Raw genomic sequence first — 22813 nt, 5'->3', positions numbered from 1 at the left:
CCGTAGCCGCTCAACAGTTATAACTTTCTTATTGTGACTATTTCCTAGTTATCTCCTTACCTTAAATAATTTTATAAGTCTTGACCATTATCCTATTGGATAAGTTTTGTTAATTGCCTAATCATTAAGATAAGACATCTTGTCGGCTGAAAGGCTTTGGCACTTCTTCTCCGAAATATTGTCGATCAGCAAAATAGCTAGAACGAACCATAGGTGCGCTCCAAATGTTTTTAAAACCTAATCGCTTACCGTGTCGGGTATATCGTTCAAATTCTTGTAAATTTACAAACCGATGAATAGGCGCATGTGATTTTGAAGGCTGAAGATATTGACCAATCGTGACAAGATCGACTTGATAGTCTTTTAAATCGTTGAGTAGGGCAAGCACTTCGGCCTCAATTTCTCCTAATCCAACCATCAGGCCAGACTTGGTTTTGATATCGGGACAATATGCTTTAAAGCGTTTAAGTAATTCTAGCGAATGTTGATAATCTGAACCGGGGCGCATCGCTTTATATAAACGAGGAACCGTCTCAATATTATGATTAAACACATCTGGAGGCGATAAGCTTAGAGTTGAAAGTGCTGTCTCTAAACGACCGCGAAAATCTGGTACTAAAATCTCAATCAATGTTTCTGGACAACGTTTTCTAATTTCTTCAATACACTTTACAAAATGTGCAGCGCCGCCATCATGTAGATCATCGCGGTCTACAGAGGTAATCACGACATACTTTAAGTTTAGATTTGCGACTGTTTCTGCCAAATGCTTAGGTTCATCTTCATCTAGCGGTTTTGGACGACCATGAGCGACATCACAAAATGGGCAGCGACGAGTACAAATATCGCCCATAATCATAAATGTTGCCGTACCTCCACCAAAACATTCCGGTAAATTTGGACACGCCGCTTCTTCGCAAACACTGTGTAACTTCTGTTGGCGTAGCAAATTTTTTATGCGGTTAATTTCTTCAAAATCGATTATTTTGGCTCTAATCCAATCCGGTTTAGTCGGTAACTCTTCTGTAGGTAAAATTTTAATCGGAATGCGAGCAACTTTATCCGCTCCTCTTAATTTAATACCAGTTTCTATTTGCCTTTTTAAGTCCATATATAAAATTCCATTTTATATTAAATAATTTTCAACTAGACTCTATATAATAAAAATCCTTATAATTTAAATAAAGAATATGGAGTTTATTAATGAGCGTAGTACACAGCTAATATTATAAATTAATAAAGGTTGGTTAAAGGTTTGTTTCACAAGCCAATGAAATGTATTAAAATTTTTTAATTTTATTTTTGCTGTACAAGTTTTTGAAAAATAAAAAATAATATCCATAAAAACCATTTAAAACTTTTTAGTCTAATAGCATATTAAATTAAATTGAGCTTTATTATTTATAGCGAAATATATAACTCTCGCTGAAACTTGGTTGATTTTTAATAATCAAGATAATAAAGGAAAAGGATATGCAATTAACGGAAGAGCAATTACTCGCAGCATATAAACGCATGCGCGATATTCGTGAATTTGAGGATCGACTTCACGAAGAAAATACCAATGGTGATATTCCTGGCTTTATTCACTTATACAGTGGTGAAGAAGCTGTAGCAGTCGGGATTTGCGAAAATTTAACCGACAAAGACTATATCACTTCAACACACCGTGGACATGGACACTGTATTGCAAAAGGCTGTGACATTCACGCCATGATGCTGGAAATTTTCGGTAAAGATGACGGGCTATGCCGTGGAAAAGGCGGTTCTATGCATATTGCCGATTTAGATAAAGGTATGCTCGGTGCCAACGGGATTGTGGGTGGTGGACCTCCTTTAGCCATTGGTGCGGCGTTGACAGCGAAAACCTTAAAGACTGGTGGTGTTGGACTGTCTTTTACAGGTGACGGTGGCTCAAACCAAGGCCTTACCTTTGAAGCGATGAATATGGCTGTTGTGCTTAAACTTCCAGTAATTTTCGTTTTCGAAAATAACGGTTTTGGTGAGGGGACTGGTCATGATTACGCTGTAGGAAGCAAAGACATTGCTGGTCGTGCAGCAGGGTTCGGTTTACCGGCAGTTAAAGTTGATGGTACAGACTTCTTTGCTGTCTATGAAGCCGCTCAAACTGCCATTGAACGTGCACGTCGTGGTGAAGGTCCGAGTGTTATTGAAACCATTACGAACCGCTTTTATGGCCACTTCGAAGGTGATCCTGGCTTGATTCGTTCTAAAGAAGAAGTCGAGTTCATCAAAGAAAATAAAGATCCTTTGAAAATTTTCCGCGAAAAAGTCAAAGGCAAAATTGATGAAGCCAAACTAGACGAGATTGATGCAGCTTCTAAGGCAAATGTTGATGATGCCGTTGCCAAAGCTCGTGCTGCGGCTTATCCAAAACCAGAACAACTCCTTACTGACGTCTATGTCTCTTACTAAAGGAATAGTAAAGATGCCAAATAAAAGTTTTCGTAATGCAATTAAAGAAGCCATTGAATCAGAAATGCGCCGTGATCCAACTGTTTTTGTAGTTGGCGAAGATGTGCGCGGTGGCCATGGCGGCAAAAATACCGAAGAGAACGAGCTTGAAGGCTTCGGTGGGGTACTTGGTGTAACCAAAGGTTTATGGACGGAGTTTGGTTCAGAACGTGTGATTGATACACCAATTACCGAGTCTGCAATTATCGGTATGGCCGCCGGTGCGGCTGCAACAGGTTTACGTCCTGTTGCTGATTTAATGTTTATGGACTTCTATGGCGTGTGTCATGACATGCTTTATAACCAAGCCGCTAAATTCCGTTATATGTTTGGTGGAAAAGCAAAAGCACCAATGGTTGTACGTGGCATGATTGGCGCTGGTTTTTCTGCGGCAGCCCAGCATTCTCAGTCACCATATAACGTATTTGCCGCGGTTCCGGGCTTAAAAGTTGTGGTTCCATCTAGCCCATATGATGTGAAAGGGCTATTAATTCAGGCTATTCGAGATGACGACCCTGTAGTGTTCTGTGAGCATAAAATGCTCTATGACATTAAAGGCGAAGTTCCAGATGATGCCTATACCATTCCTTTTGGTGTAGCAAATTACACCCGTGAAGGAACAGACGTGACCATTATTGCTTTAGGCCTGATGGTACACCGTGCCAATGAAGTAGCAGATAAACTAGCAAAAGATGGCATTTCGGTTGAAGTGGTCGACCCTCGCACAATTTCACCTCTGGATGAAGAAGGAATTTTAGAATCTGTTGCATCGACTGGGCGTGTGGTTATTGTGGATGAATCAGCGGCACGCTGTGGCTTTGGTCATGATGTTGCCGCCCTGATCGCGCAAAAAGGTTTCCACTATTTGAAAGCACCTGTTGAACTCGTAACGCCACCACATACGCCTGTTCCATTCTCTCCAGTTTTAGAAAAAGAATGGATTCCAAGTGTAGAGCGTATTGAGCAAGCTGTACGAAAAACATTGGAGGCTTAGGATGAGCGAAATTAAAACGCTGGAGATCCCGAAATGGGGATTATCCATGGAAGAAGGCACGATCGCCCAATGGTTGATTAAAGAGGGTGATAGCTTTAATAAGGGCGATGAAATTTGTGAAATTGAAACCACAAAAATCGTCAATGTATTAGAAGCGCCTTTTGCTGGAACACTCCGTAAAATTTTAGCGAAAGATGGTGATACTTTACCTGTTGGTGGCCTTATTGCCGTATGTGCTGATAGTGAAGTTTCTGATGCAGAAATTGAAAAGTTTATCGCATCACTAGGTGGTTCAGCAGCTCAAGCACCTTCGGAGCAAAGTAAAGCGGAAACATCTGGACCTGTTGCTAAAAAAGCAGAACAACCACAGACTGTAGCAGTTAGCTCATCAAATCCTATAAAGGTAGCGAAAGGTGACTACGCTGTACCAGAGTCATTACAAGGTTATCAAACATCTGATGATTTGTTTGCAACACCGCATGCGTTAAAGCTTGCAGAAAAGCACAATGTAAACTTGGCAAAAGTCACAGGTTCTGGTCGTGAAGGACGTATTAGTGTTCAAGACATCCAGAAAGCTGTGCAGGCTGCTGGTGGTCAGTGGCCTGATATTAAGCAGCAAACTCAAGCTAAAGTGGTTAAATCTACTGCTGATGATAGCCAAGTTTCAGCGACACCTGTAGCACGCCGTTTAGCAAAAAAATGGGGCATTAACCTAAATGACTGCCGTGTTTCAGGTACTCGTGGCCGTGTCTGTAAAGAAGATGTTGAAGCGGTTTATTACCGTAATAATCCAACGTCGGTAAATGAACAATCTGCTCAATGTGCTGTTGCTCAACCACAATCGACAATTACGACTGTGGCGATGAATGGTATGCGTAAAGCGATTGCTTCACGGTTACAGACTGCAAAACGTAATGCACCGCATTTCCGCTTAGTGGTCGATCTCAACGTAGAGGCTTTGCAAAAACTACGTAAACAGATTAATGAGACTGTTCCACAAGTGAAACTTTCGATTAATGACATGCTAATTAAAGCAGCAGCTGCGGCTCTGATTAAAGTGCCGGAGGTGAATGTTCAATTTGATGAGGCGACTCAATCAATTTTACAGTTCTCTCAAGCGGACATTTCGGTAGCCGTAGCGATTCCAAACGGTTTAATTACACCCATTGTAAAAGCAGCAAATCAGAAGTCTTTAGCACAGATTTCCGATGACATGCGTGATTTGGCAACCCGTGCTAAGACTGGCAAGTTACAACCTGATGAGTTTCAGGGAGGCAGCTTTAGCATTTCAAATTTAGGCATGTTAGGCATTAAACAGTTCGATGCCATTATTAATCCACCACAAGGTGCAATTATGGCCTTAGGTGCTTCTGAATCACGTGCTGTTGTTGAAAATGGCAATGTAGTGGTTCGTGAGATTGTCACAGCGACATTGTCATGTGATCACAGAGTCATTGATGGCGCAGTTGGGGCGAAATTCTTGGCCAGCTTTAAGCAGTTTGTTGAAAACCCTGCTTTAATTTTGGTATAGGAGAACCCGCATGTCAGAAGCTCAATTTGATTTAATTGTGATTGGCGCGGGACCGGGTGGGTATGTGGCTGCAATTCGTGCAGCCCAGCTCGGGTTAAAAACCGCAATTGTAGAAGAGCAACATTTAGGCGGAATTTGCCTAAACTGGGGCTGTATTCCAACTAAAGCTTTGCTTGCAGGTGCAGAGCTCGCAACCCAGTTTAAACATGCAGGACAGTTTGGTTTTCAGGTATCGCAACTCGATTTTGATATTCAAAAGCTTGTGCAACATAGCAGACAAGTGTCAGCTCAGCTGGTACAAGGTATCGATTACTTACTGAAAAAGAATCAGGTGACTGTTTTTAATGGTCGCGCTCAACTTACAGCTAAAGAAAAAATTGAAGTGACCGATGCTCAAGGTAACAGTCAGGCTTTGAGTGCGCCACATATTATTTTGGCAACTGGAGCTAAAGCTCGACATGTTCCTCAACTTCCTGTCGATGGAACGTACGTCTGGAGCTATAAAGAAGCGCTTGTGCCAGAAAAGTTACCAAAAAGCTTATTGGTTGTAGGCTCAGGTGCAATTGGCAGTGAGTTTGCTAGTCTTTATCAAGACTTGGGTTGTCAGATCACGCTTATTGATTTAGCCAAGCAGATTTTACCAACTGAAGATGCGGAAGTTGCTCAATTTGTTAGAAAACAATTTGAACAAAAAGGTATGAAAGTCTTAACCGATGCTGTCGTTCAAAGTATTCAGATTGAAAATGAGCAAGTCCACTGTGTGGTTGAAACGGCAAATGATGTTCAAACGCTTGTTTTTGACCGTGTACTTTCGGCAATTGGTGTACAGCCGAATACCGCGGGGCTAGGACTAGAACGTTTAGGTGTAGAACTCAATCCACAAGGTTTTGTGGCAATTGATGACTATTGTAAAACCAACGTAGCAGGGCTTTATGCAATTGGTGATGTGGCTGGAGCACCGTGTCTTGCCCATAAAGCAAGCCATGAAGCCATGATATGTGTCGAGAAAATCGCTGGTGTAGCAAACGTCCATTCACTGGATCGTAGCCAGATACCGGGTTGTATTTTTACGCATCCACAAGTGGCGAGTATTGGTTTAACGGAAAATGCTGCAAAAACTAAGAATCTACCTATACGAATCGGTAAGTTTTCTTTAACTGCAAATGGCAAAGCTTTGGCAATTGGAGATGCGTCAGGTTTCGTTAAAACGGTGGTACATGCAGAAACGGGTGAATTACTTGGTGCACATATGGTGGGTCATGAAGTGACCGAACATATCCAAGGATTTGCCATTGCCAAATATCTGGAAGCAACTGATGAAAGTTTAGCTCAAGTGATTTTCCCGCATCCAACATTATCAGAAGTCATGCATGAATCCATTTTGGCTTCAATGCAACGAGCGATTCATATGTAGAAATTCTACATTTACAGGAGTTGAACATGGTTAAGGGATTAAAAAATAAAGTCGTTTTAGTGACTGGGGCAGCCCAAGGCATTGGCCGTGGGATTGCCCTGCGCTTGGCGCAAGAAGGGGCACATATTGCATTAGTTGATATGAAACAAGATCAACTGAATGATGTGCAGCAGGAAATTCAGGCTTTAGGTGTAAATGCGAGCACTTTTATTGCTGATGTAAGTGACCGCGAGCAAGTGTATGCCGCTATAAATCATGCTGAAGAGACTCTTGGTGGGTTTGATGTCATGATTAATAATGCTGGAATAGCTCAAGTTCAGGCGATTGCGGATATCACACCTGATGAATTCCAAAAAATTGTTGATATTAATATTGGTGGCGTGCTGTGGGGAATACAGGCTGCTGCTGCAAAATTTAAGCAACGTCAACATAAAGGAAAAATCATTAATGCTTGCTCAATTGCAGGCCACGATGGGTTTGCTTTACTCGGTATTTACTCGGCAACCAAATTTGCGGTACGAGCACTTACCCAAGCTGCGGCAAAAGAATATGCCAGTCACGGTATTACGGTAAATGGATATTGCCCCGGAATTGTCGGAACTGATATGTGGGTTGAAATCGATAAACGTTTTGCTGAAATTACCGGTGCCGCAATTGGTGAAACTTATAAAAAGTATGTGGAAGGTATTGCTTTAGGTAGAGCCCAAACACCAGACGATGTAGCCGCATTAGTTGCTTTTCTGGCAAGTGAAGATTCGGACTATATTACGGGTCAATCCATTTTAACAGACGGCGGAATTGTCTATCGCTAAAACAACATCCTGATTTGAGGGAGATAATAATGAAAGCAGCACGTTTTTATGACAGAGGCGATATTCGTATTGAAGATATCCCTGAACCAGAAGTCACTCCCGGCACTGTAGGTATCAAGGTGGCTTGGTGTGGAATCTGTGGTACAGATTTACATGAGTTTATGGAAGGGCCAATTTTTATTCCACCGTGTGGACATCCGCATCCTATTTCAGGTGAATCTGCACCGATTACCATGGGACATGAATTTTCAGGTGTGGTCTATGCCGTAGGAGAAGGTATTGATGATATTGAAATTGGTCAACATGTCGTCGTGGAGCCTTATATTGTGGCGGATGATGTACCGACTGGACCGGGCGATAATTATCATCTTTCCAAAAATATGAACTTTATTGGTTTAGGTGGTCGTGGTGGTGGTTTATCGGAAAAAATTGCAGTTAAACGCCGTTGGGTGCATCCAATTTCCAATAAAATTCCACTGGATCAGGCAGCCTTAATTGAACCGTTATCGGTGGGTCATCATGCCTATGTGCGTAGTGGTGCAAAGGCTGGTGACATTGCACTGGTTGGCGGTGCGGGGCCAATTGGTTTATTGCTTTCGGCAATTTTAAAAGCGAAAGGTCTTAAGGTCATCATTACCGAACTAAGTGCCAAACGTAAAGAAAAAGCCAAAGAGTCGGGAGTTGCAGATTATATTTTAGACCCGTCAGAAGTTGATGTTGTTTCTGAGGTCATGAAAATTACTAATGGCGATGGTGTTGATGTTGCATTTGAATGTAGTAGCGTTAACAAGGTATTAGATACTTTGGTCGCGGCAGTGAAACCAACAGGCGTGGTCGTTATAGTTTCGATTTGGAGCCACCCAGCATCAATTAATGTGCACAGTGTTGTAATGAAAGAGCTCGATGTAAGAGGCACAATTGCCTACGTAAATGACCATCAAGAAACCATTAAACTGGTCGAAGAAGGTAAAATAAATCTGGAACCTTTTATTACCCAGCGTATTCAACTTGATGATTTGATTTCACAAGGTTTTGAAACCTTAATTCATAACAATGAGTCAGCCGTTAAGATTATCGTACATCCATAAATAGACACTCAAGCCTATAAAAAAGAGCGATGATTCGCTCTTTTTTATTAAAGTAAATTGTTGTTTTGAGCTTCAATAATAGGGGGTAATGGCTGTCCTAAAGAACTTAGAGACTCACGTTCAATCAAACGCACAATAGAGTCGAGTGGTAAATCATTTTCTTGCAAACCGAAAGGTTCTTCAATTTGAGCGCTTAATGCATCTAGTCCTAAAAACATATAAGCGATTAAACCCACAATAAGCGGTGTCCAAATACCTAAAGCTGCTTCAAGGCTAAACGGTAATATAAAACAGAAACAGTAAACGGCGCGATGTAAAAGTACTGAATATGAGTAGGGTAAAGGCGTGCCAGCAATTCGGTCACAACCCGCTTGAATATTGCCTAGCTCAATAATATGTCGATTTAGCGTGCTATAGATAATGTCGCTAATTTCACCATCTTTTAGTATTTTAACTAAATCTTTTTGAATATTTTCGAGTACAAATTGCGGTGCATTAATATGCTCATTTAAATAATTAAGTGAAGAGTTATTTAAATAGGCATGTTCAAGAAATTTGGTGGGTTCGACTGTTTGTTGACGCAGTCGATCACGCAACAAGTTACTAAAAATTAAGACCTGATGAATTAAATGTTCACGTTGTTCATTAGATAAAACATGGCTATCTCTAACAATATGTCTGGCATTGGCAATTAAAGCACCCCAGAGCTTGCGACCTTCCCACCATCGGTCATAACACGCGTTATTTCTAAAACCCGTACAAATCGAAAGAATCACGCCAAAGATGGTAAATCCGATCGCGGGTACGGTAGGGATTTGAATCCAATGATAATAAGAGAGCCAGACCACACATGCTGAAATAAGTACCACAAAACTCAGTGCAGGCAAAACCTTCGGCAAAATTGTTCCTTTCCAAGCAAATAATAATTTAAATACATTGCTTTTATCACGGACAATCATATAAAGCCTTTGAACTAACGAACCTAACCAAGTGCAATATGATACGCCTTAGACGAGCTAAATACCTAGCTAAAGCTTATGCTTTTGTCTATATCGCCAAAGCGTAGTGCGGCTAATTCCAAAAATATTCGCGACCATATTTAGGTTATGGTTATATTTTTCTAAAGCTGCTTGTACATTTTCAGGACTAAGCTCTGTATTTGTCTCAGGTAATTTAACGTAATCATCTGCATTTAAGAGTTCATTTGGTAAGTCTTCGACTTCAATTTCATCCTTACCATTTGCCATGGTTAACGCATAAAGCAGGGTGTTTTTAAGCTCACGAACATTCCCAGGCCAGTCATAGTTCAATAAAATCTGCATGGCTTTTTGATTGACGTGACGAGGCATCGTGTCGAGTTGAGTAGAGCTTTCTTTTAAAATCTGATCGACAATGAGTGGAATATCGACTTTTCGTTCTCTGAGCGGTGGTATAAAAATTGGAATGACACGCAAACGGTAGAGTAAATCATGACGGAAACGCCCAGCCTTAGCTTCTTCACGTAAAGCTTTATGTGTTGCGGTAATAATTCGGACATTGGCTTGAATCGGTTTTTCACCACCTACAGGAGTAAATTCACCTGTTTCTAATACCCGTAATAATTTAGCTTGAAGCTCTAAAGGAATCTCGGCAATTTCATCCAGAAATAGTGTTCCACCAGCGGCACGTTCAAACACACCTTTATGGTCACGAATTGCTCCCGTAAAAGCACCTTTCACATGTCCAAAGAGTTCACTTTCTAAAATATTAGAATTTAAAGCTGCACAGTTAATCGCTACAAAAATCTTATTTTTACGTTGGCTATAATCATGAATTGCTTGTGCCACAAGTTCTTTACCGCTACCAGATTCACCGCGGACAAGCACAGGAAACTCAGTAATTGCCACTCTTTGAATGATTGAAAACATACGGGCCATTTCTGGTGAACAACTATTGAAAACTTTAGCCAAGTCTTGCAATTGTTCTGTTAGCTCTACTTGATCAGCAATATCATTCTCTATGCTAACGGGCTGTAGAATATGCAATTTCCCGATAATGCGATGCTCTGCGATGTAAATATCATGTTCTTGATAGATGAATCGCTTTCTCATTTTAGGAGTATTAATTTCAAGATACTGATTATGATGGTCTTGAGTAAGCGCTGCCATGCTCTCTACAGAAATATCGTCTGTATTAAATTTATAGTGAATTGCTTGAGTCGTTGTGTCTGCTAAAAACAGACTCGCATTTGGGAATAAAGCTTTTAATTGCTCAAATAAAATAAAAAAATCTTGTTCTGACTCAAAATTTAACTTTGCCATTTCATATGTTTCACAATCGTTTCATTGAAACATACTTGAGTTTCATAGGAACATCAAGCTGCGTTTGTTTTCTAACTTTAATTTCATTTTTTATTTTAAGTATTTAATTTTTATATTTATTATTTAATTTTAAATAATTGGCATCTTATTTGCAAAATATAGGAAAGAAATAAATTATTGGGGTATAAATCATGTTCTTTAAGCAGTTTTTTGAAAAAGAAAGTTCGACTTATACATATATGCTTGGGTGTGAAGAAACACGAGAGGCTGTTTTAATTGACCCAGTCGCATCAGATATAGAGATTTATGCCAAAGAATTAGAGCAGCATCAATTTACGCTCATCTATACCTTAGATACCCATGTTCATGCAGACCATATTACTGCTGCGAATTTGCTTCGTGAACGTTTCCATTGCAAATCGGTTTTACATCGAAATTCAGATGTAAGTTGCGGAGATATTTTAATTACAGATGGTTGCATGCTTAAAGTTGGCAACCTCAGTATTGAAGCGCGCTATACGCCAGGTCATACCAATGCTTGTACGAGTTATTTAGTTGAAAACATGGCTTTCACTGGTGATGCATTATTAATTGACGGCTGCGGTCGAACCGATTTCCAGCAAGGTAGTGCGGGCACACTTTATGACAGTATCCATAAACAACTTTTTAGCCTACCTGACGACACTATTGTGTATCCGGGACACGATTACAAAGGTCGCCTGTCTTCAACAATTGGTTATGAGCGTTTAAAAAATTTACGTTTAGGTCAGAATCGCTCACGAGAAGATTTTATCAAATTGATGAATAATTTAAATCTGCCATATCCAAAACAAATCGATAAAGCACTACCTGCCAATCAGGCCTGTGGTTCAACTTCACAATCATAAGGTGGCGATATGGAACTTAAACGAGTTAATCAAGAATTTTATGTTGCTGACCAGATTACTGCCGAGGATGTCTTAAAAATTGCAGACCAAGGAATAAAAACTTTGATATGTAACCGTCCAGATGGAGAAGGTGCAGACCAACCCAATGTGATTGAAATTGAAGAAGCAGCTCAACAATATGGTCTAAACGTAATTTATCAGCCTGTGACCAGCGGCAAAATTACCGACCAACAAGTTACCGAGTTTAAGCAGCTTTATCAGAATGCTCAGAAACCTGTTTTAGCGTATTGCCGTTCTGGTATGCGTGCAATCAGTTTGTGGGCTTTGGCTGAAGTTGCTCCACAAGATGCAGCGCTGTTAGTTGAGTCGGGTAATAAGCTTGGGTTTAACTTAAAAGGCTTGGTGCCACGTATTTTAAAACGTGATCATGAACCAGCCACAATTCCTTGTTATAGCGTTGTGATTGTTGGCGCTGGGGCAGCAGGAATTTCTGTAGCGTCGAGTCTTTTATGTCGTGAACCTCATTTAGATATTGTCATTATTGATCCGGCAGATACACATTATTATCAACCGGGTTGGACTATGGTCGGTGGTGGTATTTTTAAACCACAAGTAACCGCACGCTCAATGGCAAGTGTGATTCCTTCAAAAGTAAAATGGATGAAAGCCGCCGTTGCTGGATTTGACCCTGAGCATAATCAGGTCATTTTGGAAGGATGCCAACCCATTCAATATAAAGCTTTGGTCGTCTGTCCCGGTTTAAAACTGAATTGGCATGGCATTGAAGGTTTAGTCGAAACCTTAGGAAAAAATGGGGTGACGTCTAACTATCGTTATGATTTAGCGCCGTATACATGGGAATTGGTGCAACGGCTAAACGGTGGAAAGGCAATCTTTACCCAGCCACCTATGCCGATTAAGTGTGCCGGTGCTCCTCAAAAAGCAATGTACCTTTCAGCCGACTATTGGTTAAAGCAAGGCAAACTTAAAGATACCTCTATTCATTTTTATAACTCAGGCGGTGTTTTATTTGGTGTGAAAGAATATGTGCCTGCACTAATGCAATACGTTGAAAAATATGGCTCTGAACTGCATTTTAACCATCAACTTGTCAAAGTAGACGGGCCTGCAAAGAAAGCATGGTTTAAGGTCGTGAACGATGAAAATTCGGCATTGGCCGAAACTGATTTCGATATGTTGCATGTTGTTCCACCGCAACAAGCACCTGATTTTATTCGTGCAAGTACTCTTAATGATGAAGCAGGCTGGGTGAGTGTTAATCCACAAACTTTACAACACACACAACATGCCAATATTTTTGCTTTAGGCGATGTGATGAATGCACCTAATGCCAAGACTGCTGCGGCGGCACGGGCACAAGCTCCGATCGTTGCGGTTAATGTTATAGCCCAGCTCAAGGGTGAACAGAACTTCTGTGAATACAACGGCTATGGCTCATGTCCACTCACCGTAGAGCGTGGAAAAATCGTTCTGGCTGAGTTTGGCTACGGCGGCAAATTACTTCCAAGTTTTCCAAAATGGATAATTGATGGGCAAAAACCTTCCCATTTGGCTTGGCTGCTTAAAGAGCAGATTTTACCGCCAATTTACTGGCAAGGCATGCTCAAGGGCCGTGAGTGGATGGTCAAACCTGAGCGAGGATAAACAAAGCAACGCTTTGTCCGAGCGCAAGGCGAAAGCTGTGCTCGAGTGGAAGAGGATAAGTAAAGCAACGCTTTACCCTGAGAAGAGGATAAATAAAGCAACCTTTGTCCTGAGAAGCGACTAAAGCTTCGCAAGAAGATGAGATCTACTCACTCATTAATCAGCAGTCTACTGCAAACGATGTATATGCAATTTTAGGCTTTTAATATGTTATTACTTGTCGTTGAAGGCATTGTGATTGGCTTTTTACTTGGTCTTACCGGTGCGGGTGGTGGCATTCTTGCTGTACCCGCGCTTATGACCAGTCAAGGCTGGAGCGTGGCGCAAGCTGCACCGATTGGGTTATTAGCAGTTGCGCTATCTACACTCATTGGAACTATTGAAGGCTTATTTAAAAAGATTGTTCGTTATCGTGCTGCGATCTGGATTGCCTTAATTGGTGCTCCTATGGCACATATCGGCATTTTAATAGCCAACGCGATTTCACCTGTTTGGCTCATGTTAATGTTTAGCTTGGTCATGTTTACAGTGGGCTATCGACTTATCAGTAACCGAGTTTCAGATTTTCATAACCCGCCGTGTCAGGTCAACCCAAGTACGGGACGCTTTATCTGGAATTTTAAAACTGGTGGTGTGCTTGCGAGCATCGGGATTATTGCTGGGCTTTTAACTGGTATGTTAGGGGTTGGAGGCGGCTTTGTAATTGTACCCGCGCTTAGAAAAGTCACAAATTTGGATATGCATAGCATTGTTGCAACCTCACTTATGATTATTTTCCTGATTAGTGGCATGAGTATTGTGATGCATATTGCAGAGGGCTTTCACTATCCAGTAGCAATCACTAGTGCGTTTGCACTCGCATGTGCATTCGGTATGTTATTAGGACGCCGAGCTATTCGGTTTATTCCGTCTGCAATTGTGCAAAAAGTCTTTGCTTTAATGGTTTTTGCTGTCGCAATTTATATGGTCATTAAGATAGTTAATCTAACAAATATCTAAGTAATATAGTATTTTAACTATCTCTGTAGTTAGCAATTTTCCAAAGACGAGATGTTAAAATTCTCTTGGGAAATTTGATTTAAACGATATAAATTTTTGAGAAAGCGATATGAAGCGAGTTAACGTAGCAATTTGTGGTTTTGGACGGATTGGGCAACAAATTGCAGAGCTTCTTTTAAATAGATCGACATACTATAAACAAAAATATCAAATTGATGCCCGTTTAGTGGGCGTCTGCAACTCATCATCAGGTTTAATTGATCAAGAAGGTTTACAAGCTGCAAAGTGGTTAGATAAAACACAATATCAAGCAGGCTTAACTGAGCAAAAGTTTTTAGAACAGGTTCAGGCGGATGTCATTATCGAGACAGGCCCAAGTGACTATGTGACAGGTGGAAAGGGCCTATTTTATTTAAATTATGCTTTAACACATAGCATGAATGCGATTGCGGTATCTAAAGGTGCTTTAGTCGTAGATGGTAAAAAATTAGTTAACTTGGCACATCAGCACAATAAAAAACTATTTTTTAGCGGTGCGACAGCCGCTGCCTTACCAACTGTTGATTTGTTTGAATATAACTTAGCTGGCTGCCAAATTTTAGAAATAGAAGGTGTGTTTACAGGTACCACGAATTTTATTTTAAATGATATGTTGCAACATGAATGTGCGTTTGCAGAATCTCTTGAAAAAGCTCAAGCAAAAGGTATTGCAGAACCTGACAGCTCTTTCGATGTAGATGGATGGGATACTGCTGCCAAAATTACGATACTAGCCAATACTGTTTTGGGGGCTGATGTAAAAATTCAAGATATTCCAAGACAAGGAATTAGTCACGTTACGGCTGAACATATTCGTGGTTGGAAAAAAGAAAATGTAATTCCTCGTCTGGTTGGTTTTATTCATATTAAGAATCAGCAAATTCAAACAGGTGTTGAATTAAGATTAGTTCCAGCAAATCATCCGTTTGCTCATCTGCAAGGTTCCAATAAATGCATTCGGGTGTTAACGCAAGAAATGGGGGAATTTGTTGTCAGTGGAGGGGCATCTGCGCCTTTAGCCACAGCAGCCGCAGCTTTAAAAGATTTTGAGTTGATGCTTAAAACGGGCTGCTAGAGATGAATTATTACTTATAAAAAAAGCAGGCTTTTAGGCCTGCTTCTCACAATTTTTTTGACTATTAAATAACTTTTTTCCAATTTCTAACTTACTAAACATTAAGTAGTTACCAAGTAAGATTAATAAAATTCCAAATACAGCATTTAAAGTCCATACATATCCTTCAAAGAAAGTAGAAACTGTTAGAGCAACTAAAGGAAAGAGCAACGTGCTATAGGCTGCTTTGGCTGCGCCAATTCGCCCAACCAAAGAAAAATAAGCCGAGAACCCAATAACCGTACCAAATACTGCTAGGTAAAGTACCGAGCTTAAAAATGGGAAATTCATTGGAGGCATTAAATCTTGGCCAGTAAATAAAGCTAGACTTAACATCACCAATGCGCCATAAGTCATTGCATAACAGTTTGTTGAAAAGATATTTAGACCACGTTTTTGGTGTCTAACACTAATCATGTTCCCTAAAGAAAAACCGTAAGTGCCTACTGCACACAGACCGATACCCATTAATAATTGTGCATTAAACTGACTATTAATCAGGTCATGCCAGAACAGTAAAACAATACCTATGAGCCCTAAAATTGCGGCTGGGGCAAAGTTTGGCGATGGTTTTTGCTTAAAAAAGATAAGTGCATTAATAGCATTAAAGAAAACAGCCATCGAAAAAATGACAGACTCTAAACCACTGTTTACATATTTAACGGCGGTATAAAAACAAATAAAGTTTAGGCCGAAAACACAAAGGCCTTGCAGCATACAGAACAAATGATCTTTTAAAGCAATCCGCTGTAATTTTCCTGAAAATAGTAAAACAACCCACAGTAATAAGGCTGAAATAGCAAAACGCCATAAAATTGCGACAACGGGCGTTGCATAGTGGCTTTGAACGGCAATTCCAATCCATGTTGTTCCCCAAATCAACACCACCGCAACATAGAGTAAAATATTCATAACTTCATCCTCGATTACCAAGCTTAAGTATCTAGGAATGCTTCATTTTTCACGTACATATTCTTGTTTTGCACATGCAAGATCTTGCGTTTTTTATAGATCTAAACTAGCTGAATTTTGCTGAATATGGTTAACTTAAGCTCAATGATATTCGTTTTAATTTTGCATGGCCTATCAAACTTTAGAACAGCTACAGCAATCTAAAGCCAAGCTTCACGAAACTGTGGTGCTTGATGAGAATATGCAACTTGCATTTTGGTCTAATCAGCAAGATCGTGTAAGTGTCTGTAGCGATCACCACACTTTAAGTCTCTATATTCAAGATGGCTATGAAAGCTATCAAAAAACCCCTGCAGGCTGGAAAAACGGCGGTGGGCCGGGGCGTTTTTGCTTATTGCCTGAGCATCAGGAGTCGACTTGGGACATACGTGGTGGGCTTAAATTCGTTCACTTGTATTATACCGACCAACATTTGCGTGATGTTGCCGAAAAAATATGGGACAAAGAGCCGAACCAAATTGAACTAAACGAAGTTGTTTTTAACGATGACGAAAAGATTCGAGCGCTTTATCAGTTTTTCTTGCTAGATTGTGATTGGAAAGATTCAGCAAACCATTTACAAATGAGTACAACTGCCAGTTTATTGCTGAACCATTTAATTCGAAGATATAGCAGTGTTCAATGGCAACAACCTACTATCAAGGGTGGGCTCGCTCCTCATAAACTCAAATATATTCAGGACTGGATTGAAGGGCATCTAGATCAAGCACTTACCTTGTCTGATTTGGCGAATGTTGTGAATTTAAGCGAATACCATTTTGCTCATATGTTTAAACAGTCCATGAATATGGCACCTCACCAATATGTCATGCAAAGACGCTTAACCAAGGCCAAAGGGCTAATTCAGTCATCTCAGCTTTCTTTGCAAGATATTGCCCTAGTATGTGGGTTTAGTTCAGCAAGCCATTTAAGTCATCGCTTTAAACAATTTTATGGCATAAGTCCTTCGCAGTTACGTTAAGTGTCTAATGTAATTGGTTTATCTTGAGCTGCATCAAAGGCAGCTCTTGCCGCATCAATATCCGCAATATGCTGCTGAGCCCATTGGCCTAAAGCAATTACAGGTTCTGTAAGTGAATGGCCCAATGGAGTTAATTCATATTCAACATGAGGTGGAACTACAGGATAAACCGTACGTTTAACCAATCCATCTCTTTCTAAACCACGCAAACATAAGGTAAGCATACGCTGTGATATTCCATTGATACTTCTTTTAATTTCAGAAAAGCGATGAGAACGTGATGCAAGTGTCATTACAATGAGTATACTCCATTTCTCGCCAACTCTAGCCAATACTTGGCTGACTCTTTGGCAATCTGAACTTTGGATATCGTGAGGTATAGTTACAGTCATATTACTTGGTTCCCTAAATGTGCCTTCTTGTGCATCAGAATAATAGTAGTAACATAATTAGTTCAAGTAACAATTTTATACTGTGAGTATAAACGATGAAACTACTTCAAATTGACACAAGTATTTTAGGTGAGCAGTCTGTTAGCCGCCAACTCACCTCATCTGTTATTGGAAAGCTCAGCGCAGCTTATCCTGATGCAAAAATTATTCATCACGATTTTGCTTTAGAACCAATTCCTCATTTATCTGATGCTGAGTTTTTGGCATGGCAAGGTGTTGAACCTAATAATGAAATAGCGCAGCAACATGTTGCACGAAACACCCAATATTTGGACGAGTTCTTATCGTCAGATATCGTTGTAATCGGCGCGCCAATGTATAACTTTAGCTTTCCATCACAGTTAAAAGCGTGGCTTGACCGACTATCTGTTGCTGGAAAAACATTCCGTTATACGGAAAACGGCCCTCAAGGTTTAGTAGAAGGTAAACGTGTCATTATTGCTTCTTCGCGTGGTGGTGTGTACTCAGAAGGTTCACCAGCCGAAGCTTTAGACTATCAAGAAACTTATATCAAAGCGTTTTTCAATTTTATTGGTGTGACTGATATTACTTTTGTGCGCGCGGAAGGGATCGCTTTCGGCCCAGAAGCACGTCAAGCTGCCTTAGATAATGCAGCAGCACAAATCGCACAATTAGCGGGTTAAAAATATAAACAGCCGAACAGAAAAGAAACTGTTCGGCCTTATTGATAAGATTTTCTGAATTTAAAAAATATTTAAATCAATAGTTAACTAAAAAAAGTGACAGCTAGTCCAACCAGCGCTGATGCAAAAATCACATATAACACGTTCACGTTAAAGCGGAATAAAGCAATAAATGCACAAACAGTAATGAAGGCTGCAACAATGTCAAAATGCCCTGAAAAGCCTTGTGGCCATAACACGTGATAACTAAAAAATAGTGCGAGATTTAAAATTACACCGACCACAGCCGCGGTAATTGCAGTGAGTGGCGCAGTAAATTTAATTTCATTATGTGTAGATTCAATAATAGGCGCACCCGCAAAAATAAATACAAATGAAAAGAGAAAGGTAAACCAAGTCACAATGACTGCACCAAGTGCTCCAGCAAAAAATAGATGCTCAGAGCCAAGTAATGAATGATTGACGCCTCCTAAAAAGCCAACAAAAGCCACTACCATAATCAGTGGACCCGGTGTAGTTTCACCTAAAGCTAAACCATCAATCATTTGTGTAGGTGAAAGCCATCCAAAATGATTTACAGCTCCTTGATAGACATAAGGTAAAACTGCATAGGCCCCACCAAAAGTGAGTAATGCAGCTTTAGTAAAAAACCACGCCATTTGAGTATAAGAATGATGCCATCCAAAATATGCGCCTAAAGCTAAAATTGGCAATAGCCATAAAGCGATTGCTACAAAAATAAGTTTAGCTAAACGCAACCAATGGAATTTAGCGTGCTCTGGTGTTGGGGTCTCATCATCAATAAATGCCGGACCATAATCTTTTTGACTGGCTTTATGTCCAGCCGCGGAGGAAAATAGTTCTGGGTACTTTTTACTCGCTAAATAGCCAGCAATACCAGCTGATAAAACGATAAGCGGGAAAGGAAGCTTTAAGACAAAGATGGCAAAGAACGCCGCAATCGCGACGATCCATAAAAACTTATTTTTAAGCGAACGGCTACCTATACGGTACGTTGCATGGAAAACAATTGCGGTAACGGCAGGCTTGATTCCATAGAAAATACCTGCAATAACGGGAACATCTCCAAATTTTATGTAAACCCAAGACAGTCCAATTAAAATAAATAAGGAGGGTAATACAAATAGAATACCTGCAACTAATCCTCCAGCAGTTCTATGCATGAGCCAACCAATGTAGGTTGCTAATTGCTGTGCTTCAGGACCAGGTAATAACATGCAGTAGTTCAGGGCATGCAAAAATCTTTTTTCAGATATCCAGCGCTTTTGCTCAACGAGTTCCTGATGCATCACAGCAATTTGTCCAGCTGGTCCCCCAAAGCTAATAAAGCCGAGCTTGAGCCAAAATAAAAAGGCTTGCCAGAAGGTGACTTGTACCACTGAATCATCAGGGGTATTTTGTTGTTTTTGTTGCATATTATCCCCTAAAAAATAATATTAATTTTTACGTTTATGGCATAACGGAGTATGTTTTATAGCATAACAAACACAAATGTATTTTTTATGATAAAAATTCAACTTTTATAGATAACTATTTATTAATTTATTGATATTAAATGAAATTATTTTTTTAACTAAAGTTATCGCTTTAAATTATTTCCAAAGCTGAAACATTTTAAACATTATTTGCTCAAGTTGTTATAACAGGTTGTGAGCCGTGAGCCAGCTACCCCAAGATCCCAAAAATCATAAGCCTCTTTACGATCAGTTAAGGGAACTCATCCTTAACAAAATTGTAAATGGTGAATATGCCGTATTGAGTCAAATTCCATCTGAAAACGAGTTTGCTGAACAGTTCGGTGTAAGTCGAATCACAGTTCGCCAAGCACTCAACCAATTACAGTTGGAAGGTTATATTTTTAAGGTGCCAGGTAAAGGGACCTTTGTAAGCAAGCCAAAAACGTTCCAGAACATTTCAAGTTTGCAGGGTTTTGCAGAAGCAATGTCATCTGCTGGTCACGAAATTTTAAACCGTGTCATCTCGGCCGAGCTTAAACAGGTGCCGATGCACGTAGTACCCAAATTAAAGTTACCTGTTAAAGCCAATGTGTATGAAATTCAACGTGTTCGTTTACTCAACCGTCAGCCAGTGTCTTATGATTTGACTTATTTGCCAGAACATATTGGTTTGAAACTTAAAGAAAAAGCGATTGATTTACGTACAACCGATATTTTCAAGGCATTAGAACAAGAGTGTGACATCCCTTTGGGACATGCGGATTTAAGCATTGATGCCACTGTTGCGGATGAGGAATTAGCGGCTTTGTTGCAAGTCGAAATCGGAACTCCTGTATTACGGGTTGAACGTTTGACTCATGACGCAAATGGCCAACCTATTGACTATGAATATCTCTATTTCTCGGGCGATACCTTCCAGTACCGTTTACGTATTCATCGTTAATAACTCAGATAAAAATAAGGAATATTCAATGGAAACTAAATATCTTGAGTTCGATATTGTGGTGGTTGGTGGTGGAACTGCTGGACCAATGGCTGCGATTAAAGCAAAACAAGAAAACCCCAATTTAAAAGTCTTGCTCATTGAAAAAGCGAATGTAAAACGTAGTGGGGCGATTTCAATGGGAATGGATGGGCTGAATAATGCTGTCATTCCGGGCTATGCAACACCTGAGCAATACACCAAAGAAATTACCATTGCTAATGATGGGGTAGTTAACCAAACCACTGTATATGCATATGCAAAGCATAGTTTCACAACCATTCAACAGCTCGATCAATGGGGCATTAAGTTTGAAAAAGATGAGACAGGCGAATTTGCAGTAAAAAAAGTACATCACATGGGGGCATATGTTTTACCAATGCCTGAAGGCCATGACGTTAAAAAAGTTTTATATCGTCAGTTAAAGCGTGCTCAAGTCAAAATTAATAATCGGATTGTCACCACAAAGCTTTTAAAAAATGAGCAAGGTGCAATCAATGGTGTACTTGGTTTTGACTGTCGTAGTGGCGATTTCTATGTCATTAAAACGAAAGCTGCCATTTTATGTTGTGGTGCAGCAGGGCGTTTAGGTTTACCAGCTTCTGGCTACTTAATGGGAACTTATGAGAACCCAACCAATGCGGGTGACGGCTATGCAATGGCATACCATGCCGGTGCTGAACTAGCCAACTTAGAATGCTTCCAAATTAATCCTCTAATTAAAGACTATAACGGCCCAGCTTGTGCCTATGTGACCGGACCTTTAGGAGGTTATACCGCCAATAGTAAAGGTGAACGTTTCATTGAATGTGACTACTGGAGTGGTCAAATGATGTGGGAGTTTTACCAAGAACTGGAAAGTGGTAATGGTCCTGTTTATTTAAAAGTAGATCATCTGGCCGAAGAAACGATCCAAACTATTGAAGAGATTCTACATACCAATGAGCGCCCAAGCCGTGGTCGTTTCCATGAGGGCCGAGGAACCAATTACCGTCAAGATATGGTGGAAATGCATATTTCAGAAATTGGTTTCTGTAGTGGACACAGTGCTTCTGGCGTATGGGTCAATGAAAAAGCCGAGACTTCGGTTAAAGGCTTATATAGTGCTGGCGATATGGCGGCTGTACCTCATAACTATATGCTTGGTGCATTTACCTACGGATGGTTTGCAGGTGTAAATGCCGCCCAATATGTGAATGCAATTGAAGATAGCGAATTAAACCAAAGCGAAATAGAAGCAGAAAAAGCTCGAATATTTGCGCCACTGGATTGTTCAGAAGGTTTACCTCCAGAACAAGTGGAATATAAGCTGCGCCGTTTTGTAAATGACTATTTGCAACCGCCTAAAACTCGCCAAAAAATTGAAATTGGGCTCAAACGTTTTGAAGAAATCAAACAGGATATTAAGCGAATTTCTGCAAGAAACCCGCATGAGCTGATGCGTGCCGCTGAAGTTTCTTTTATTCGAGACTGTGCGGAAATGGCAGCCAGAGCCTCACTATTTAGGGAAGAAAGCCGTTGGGGACTGTACCACTATAGAGCAGATTTCCCTCAAAAAAATAACTCGGATTGGTTCTGTCACGCGCATTTGAAAAAAGATGAACAGGGCAACATGGTCAGTTTCAAAAAACAAATCGAGCCTTATGTGGTTTCGATTAACCAAGATGAAGCTGTGTCGTATGACCGTTTACGTATTCAAAAAGATGTTGCTCTAGCAGACTAAATAAATCAGGAATTCAAAATCATGGCTTTTATTTTTAAAGAAGTACAGCACCGTACTGTCGCACCCGTCATTATCGATGAAGATAAATGTATTGCTGATAAAGGATGCACAGTCTGTGTAGATGTTTGTCCAATGGACTTATTGGCAATCGATCCAACAACTCAAAAAGCTTTCATGCAGTTTGATGAATGTTGGTACTGCATGCCTTGTGAAAAGGACTGCCCAACAGATGCAGTCAAAGTAAATATCCCATACCTACTCAAATAATTAATTTGGAATACTC

21 protein-coding genes are annotated in these 22813 nt (G+C 40.2%); 15 read left to right on the top strand and 6 right to left on the bottom strand.

What is annotated here, in order from left to right; all coding sequences use genetic code 11:
- Window positions 1-124: 124 nt before the first annotated feature.
- The gene (lipA, locus tag ACTJJH_RS03030; protein ID WP_372548953.1) at window positions 125-1111 is read right to left on the bottom strand and encodes a lipoyl synthase; all 987 of its coding nucleotides are present in this window, start codon (window positions 1109-1111) and stop codon (window positions 125-127) included.
- A gap of 362 nt (window positions 1112-1473) precedes the next feature.
- Between lipA and ACTJJH_RS03025 the strand changes: the two genes are divergently transcribed.
- The 6 genes from ACTJJH_RS03025 to ACTJJH_RS03000 are packed head-to-tail and all read left to right on the top strand — an operon-like array spanning window position 1474 to window position 8314.
- A complete protein-coding gene (locus ACTJJH_RS03025; RefSeq protein ID WP_001177517.1) occupies window positions 1474-2436 on the top strand; it encodes a thiamine pyrophosphate-dependent dehydrogenase E1 component subunit alpha in 963 nt (320 codons plus the stop codon).
- 13 nt (window positions 2437-2449) lie between these two features.
- Complete coding sequence (locus tag ACTJJH_RS03020; protein ID WP_001133051.1) at window positions 2450-3469, top strand: alpha-ketoacid dehydrogenase subunit beta; 1020 nt, start codon at window positions 2450-2452, stop codon at window positions 3467-3469.
- A gap of 1 nt (window position 3470) precedes the next feature.
- A complete protein-coding gene (locus tag ACTJJH_RS03015) occupies window positions 3471-5000 on the top strand; it encodes a 2-oxo acid dehydrogenase subunit E2 (protein ID WP_440600717.1) in 1530 nt (509 codons plus the stop codon).
- 10 nt (window positions 5001-5010) lie between these two features.
- Window positions 5011-6414, top strand: coding sequence for a dihydrolipoyl dehydrogenase (gene lpdA / locus ACTJJH_RS03010; protein WP_372548951.1), 1404 nt, complete (start codon window positions 5011-5013; stop codon window positions 6412-6414).
- Window positions 6415-6440: 26 nt separating this feature from the next.
- Window positions 6441-7226, top strand: coding sequence for an acetoin reductase (locus ACTJJH_RS03005; RefSeq protein ID WP_206215925.1), 786 nt, complete (start codon window positions 6441-6443; stop codon window positions 7224-7226).
- A 29-nt stretch (window positions 7227-7255) separates the two neighbouring features.
- On the top strand, window positions 7256-8314 hold the full coding sequence (locus ACTJJH_RS03000) for a 2,3-butanediol dehydrogenase (RefSeq protein WP_440600716.1): 1059 nt from the start codon (window positions 7256-7258) through the stop codon (window positions 8312-8314).
- 47 nt (window positions 8315-8361) lie between these two features.
- On the opposite strand, the gene ACTJJH_RS02995 is transcribed toward ACTJJH_RS03000, so the two are convergent.
- Both ACTJJH_RS02995 and ACTJJH_RS02990 read right to left on the bottom strand, forming a co-directional pair.
- Window positions 8362-9273 (bottom strand): bestrophin family protein, encoded by a 912-nt coding sequence (locus ACTJJH_RS02995; protein WP_005305012.1) that lies wholly within the window; start codon window positions 9271-9273, stop codon window positions 8362-8364.
- 69 nt (window positions 9274-9342) lie between these two features.
- A complete protein-coding gene (locus ACTJJH_RS02990) occupies window positions 9343-10614 on the bottom strand; it encodes a sigma-54 interaction domain-containing protein (RefSeq protein ID WP_440600715.1) in 1272 nt (423 codons plus the stop codon).
- Between the two features lie 191 nt (window positions 10615-10805).
- Between ACTJJH_RS02990 and ACTJJH_RS02985 the strand changes: the two genes are divergently transcribed.
- From ACTJJH_RS02985 to ACTJJH_RS02970, 4 genes are all read left to right on the top strand, one after another.
- On the top strand, window positions 10806-11501 hold the full coding sequence (locus tag ACTJJH_RS02985) for an MBL fold metallo-hydrolase (RefSeq protein ID WP_440600714.1): 696 nt from the start codon (window positions 10806-10808) through the stop codon (window positions 11499-11501).
- A gap of 9 nt (window positions 11502-11510) precedes the next feature.
- Window positions 11511-13166 (top strand): TIGR01244 family sulfur transferase, encoded by a 1656-nt coding sequence (locus tag ACTJJH_RS02980; RefSeq protein WP_440600713.1) that lies wholly within the window; start codon window positions 11511-11513, stop codon window positions 13164-13166.
- A 207-nt stretch (window positions 13167-13373) separates the two neighbouring features.
- Window positions 13374-14165, top strand: a complete 792-nt coding sequence (locus ACTJJH_RS02975) for a sulfite exporter TauE/SafE family protein (protein WP_000925648.1) — start codon at window positions 13374-13376, stop codon at window positions 14163-14165.
- 109 nt (window positions 14166-14274) lie between these two features.
- Window positions 14275-15279, top strand: a complete 1005-nt coding sequence (locus tag ACTJJH_RS02970; protein ID WP_440600712.1) for a homoserine dehydrogenase — start codon at window positions 14275-14277, stop codon at window positions 15277-15279.
- A 33-nt stretch (window positions 15280-15312) separates the two neighbouring features.
- Here the strand turns inward: ACTJJH_RS02970 and ACTJJH_RS02965 are convergent, their stop codons facing one another.
- Complete coding sequence (locus ACTJJH_RS02965; RefSeq protein WP_032052148.1) at window positions 15313-16230, bottom strand: DMT family transporter; 918 nt, start codon at window positions 16228-16230, stop codon at window positions 15313-15315.
- 166 nt (window positions 16231-16396) lie between these two features.
- Here ACTJJH_RS02965 and ACTJJH_RS02960 point away from each other — a divergent pair, with 166 nt between their 5' ends.
- Complete coding sequence (locus ACTJJH_RS02960) at window positions 16397-17251, top strand: helix-turn-helix domain-containing protein (RefSeq protein WP_005076113.1); 855 nt, start codon at window positions 16397-16399, stop codon at window positions 17249-17251.
- On the opposite strand, the gene ACTJJH_RS02955 is transcribed toward ACTJJH_RS02960, so the two are convergent.
- Window positions 17248-17643, bottom strand: a complete 396-nt coding sequence (locus tag ACTJJH_RS02955; RefSeq protein ID WP_005069321.1) for a winged helix-turn-helix transcriptional regulator — start codon at window positions 17641-17643, stop codon at window positions 17248-17250. The genes ACTJJH_RS02960 and ACTJJH_RS02955 overlap by 4 nt on opposite strands.
- Window positions 17644-17738: 95 nt before the next feature.
- Between ACTJJH_RS02955 and ACTJJH_RS02950 the strand changes: the two genes are divergently transcribed.
- Window positions 17739-18347, top strand: a complete 609-nt coding sequence (locus ACTJJH_RS02950; protein ID WP_130120610.1) for an FMN-dependent NADH-azoreductase — start codon at window positions 17739-17741, stop codon at window positions 18345-18347.
- An 83-nt stretch (window positions 18348-18430) separates the two neighbouring features.
- Here ACTJJH_RS02950 and chrA read toward each other — a convergent pair whose 3' ends face one another.
- Window positions 18431-19783, bottom strand: a complete 1353-nt coding sequence (chrA, locus tag ACTJJH_RS02945; RefSeq protein ID WP_202744130.1) for a chromate efflux transporter — start codon at window positions 19781-19783, stop codon at window positions 18431-18433.
- 241 nt (window positions 19784-20024) lie between these two features.
- On the opposite strand from chrA, the gene ACTJJH_RS02940 reads away from it, so the two are divergent.
- The 3 genes from ACTJJH_RS02940 to ACTJJH_RS02930 are packed head-to-tail and all read left to right on the top strand — an operon-like array spanning window position 20025 to window position 22797.
- Window positions 20025-20768 carry a GntR family transcriptional regulator gene (locus ACTJJH_RS02940; RefSeq protein WP_202744129.1) on the top strand — a complete coding sequence of 248 codons (744 nt, stop codon included), beginning with the start codon at window positions 20025-20027 and terminating at the stop codon, window positions 20766-20768.
- A gap of 28 nt (window positions 20769-20796) precedes the next feature.
- Window positions 20797-22530, top strand: coding sequence for a fumarate reductase/succinate dehydrogenase flavoprotein subunit (locus ACTJJH_RS02935; RefSeq protein ID WP_372548945.1), 1734 nt, complete (start codon window positions 20797-20799; stop codon window positions 22528-22530).
- Window positions 22531-22551: 21 nt separating this feature from the next.
- Window positions 22552-22797: a 4Fe-4S dicluster domain-containing protein gene (locus ACTJJH_RS02930; RefSeq protein ID WP_000864073.1), complete on the top strand. Its 246-nt coding sequence runs from the start codon at window positions 22552-22554 to the stop codon at window positions 22795-22797.
- Window positions 22798-22813: the final 16 nt, after the last annotated feature.

The organism is Acinetobacter sp. 22301, from assembly GCF_052045285.1.
Classification (GTDB): domain Bacteria; phylum Pseudomonadota; class Gammaproteobacteria; order Pseudomonadales; family Moraxellaceae; genus Acinetobacter; species Acinetobacter pittii.
The sequence above is the reverse complement of the archived record's forward strand: the minus strand, read 5'-3'. Positions and strand labels throughout refer to the sequence as shown.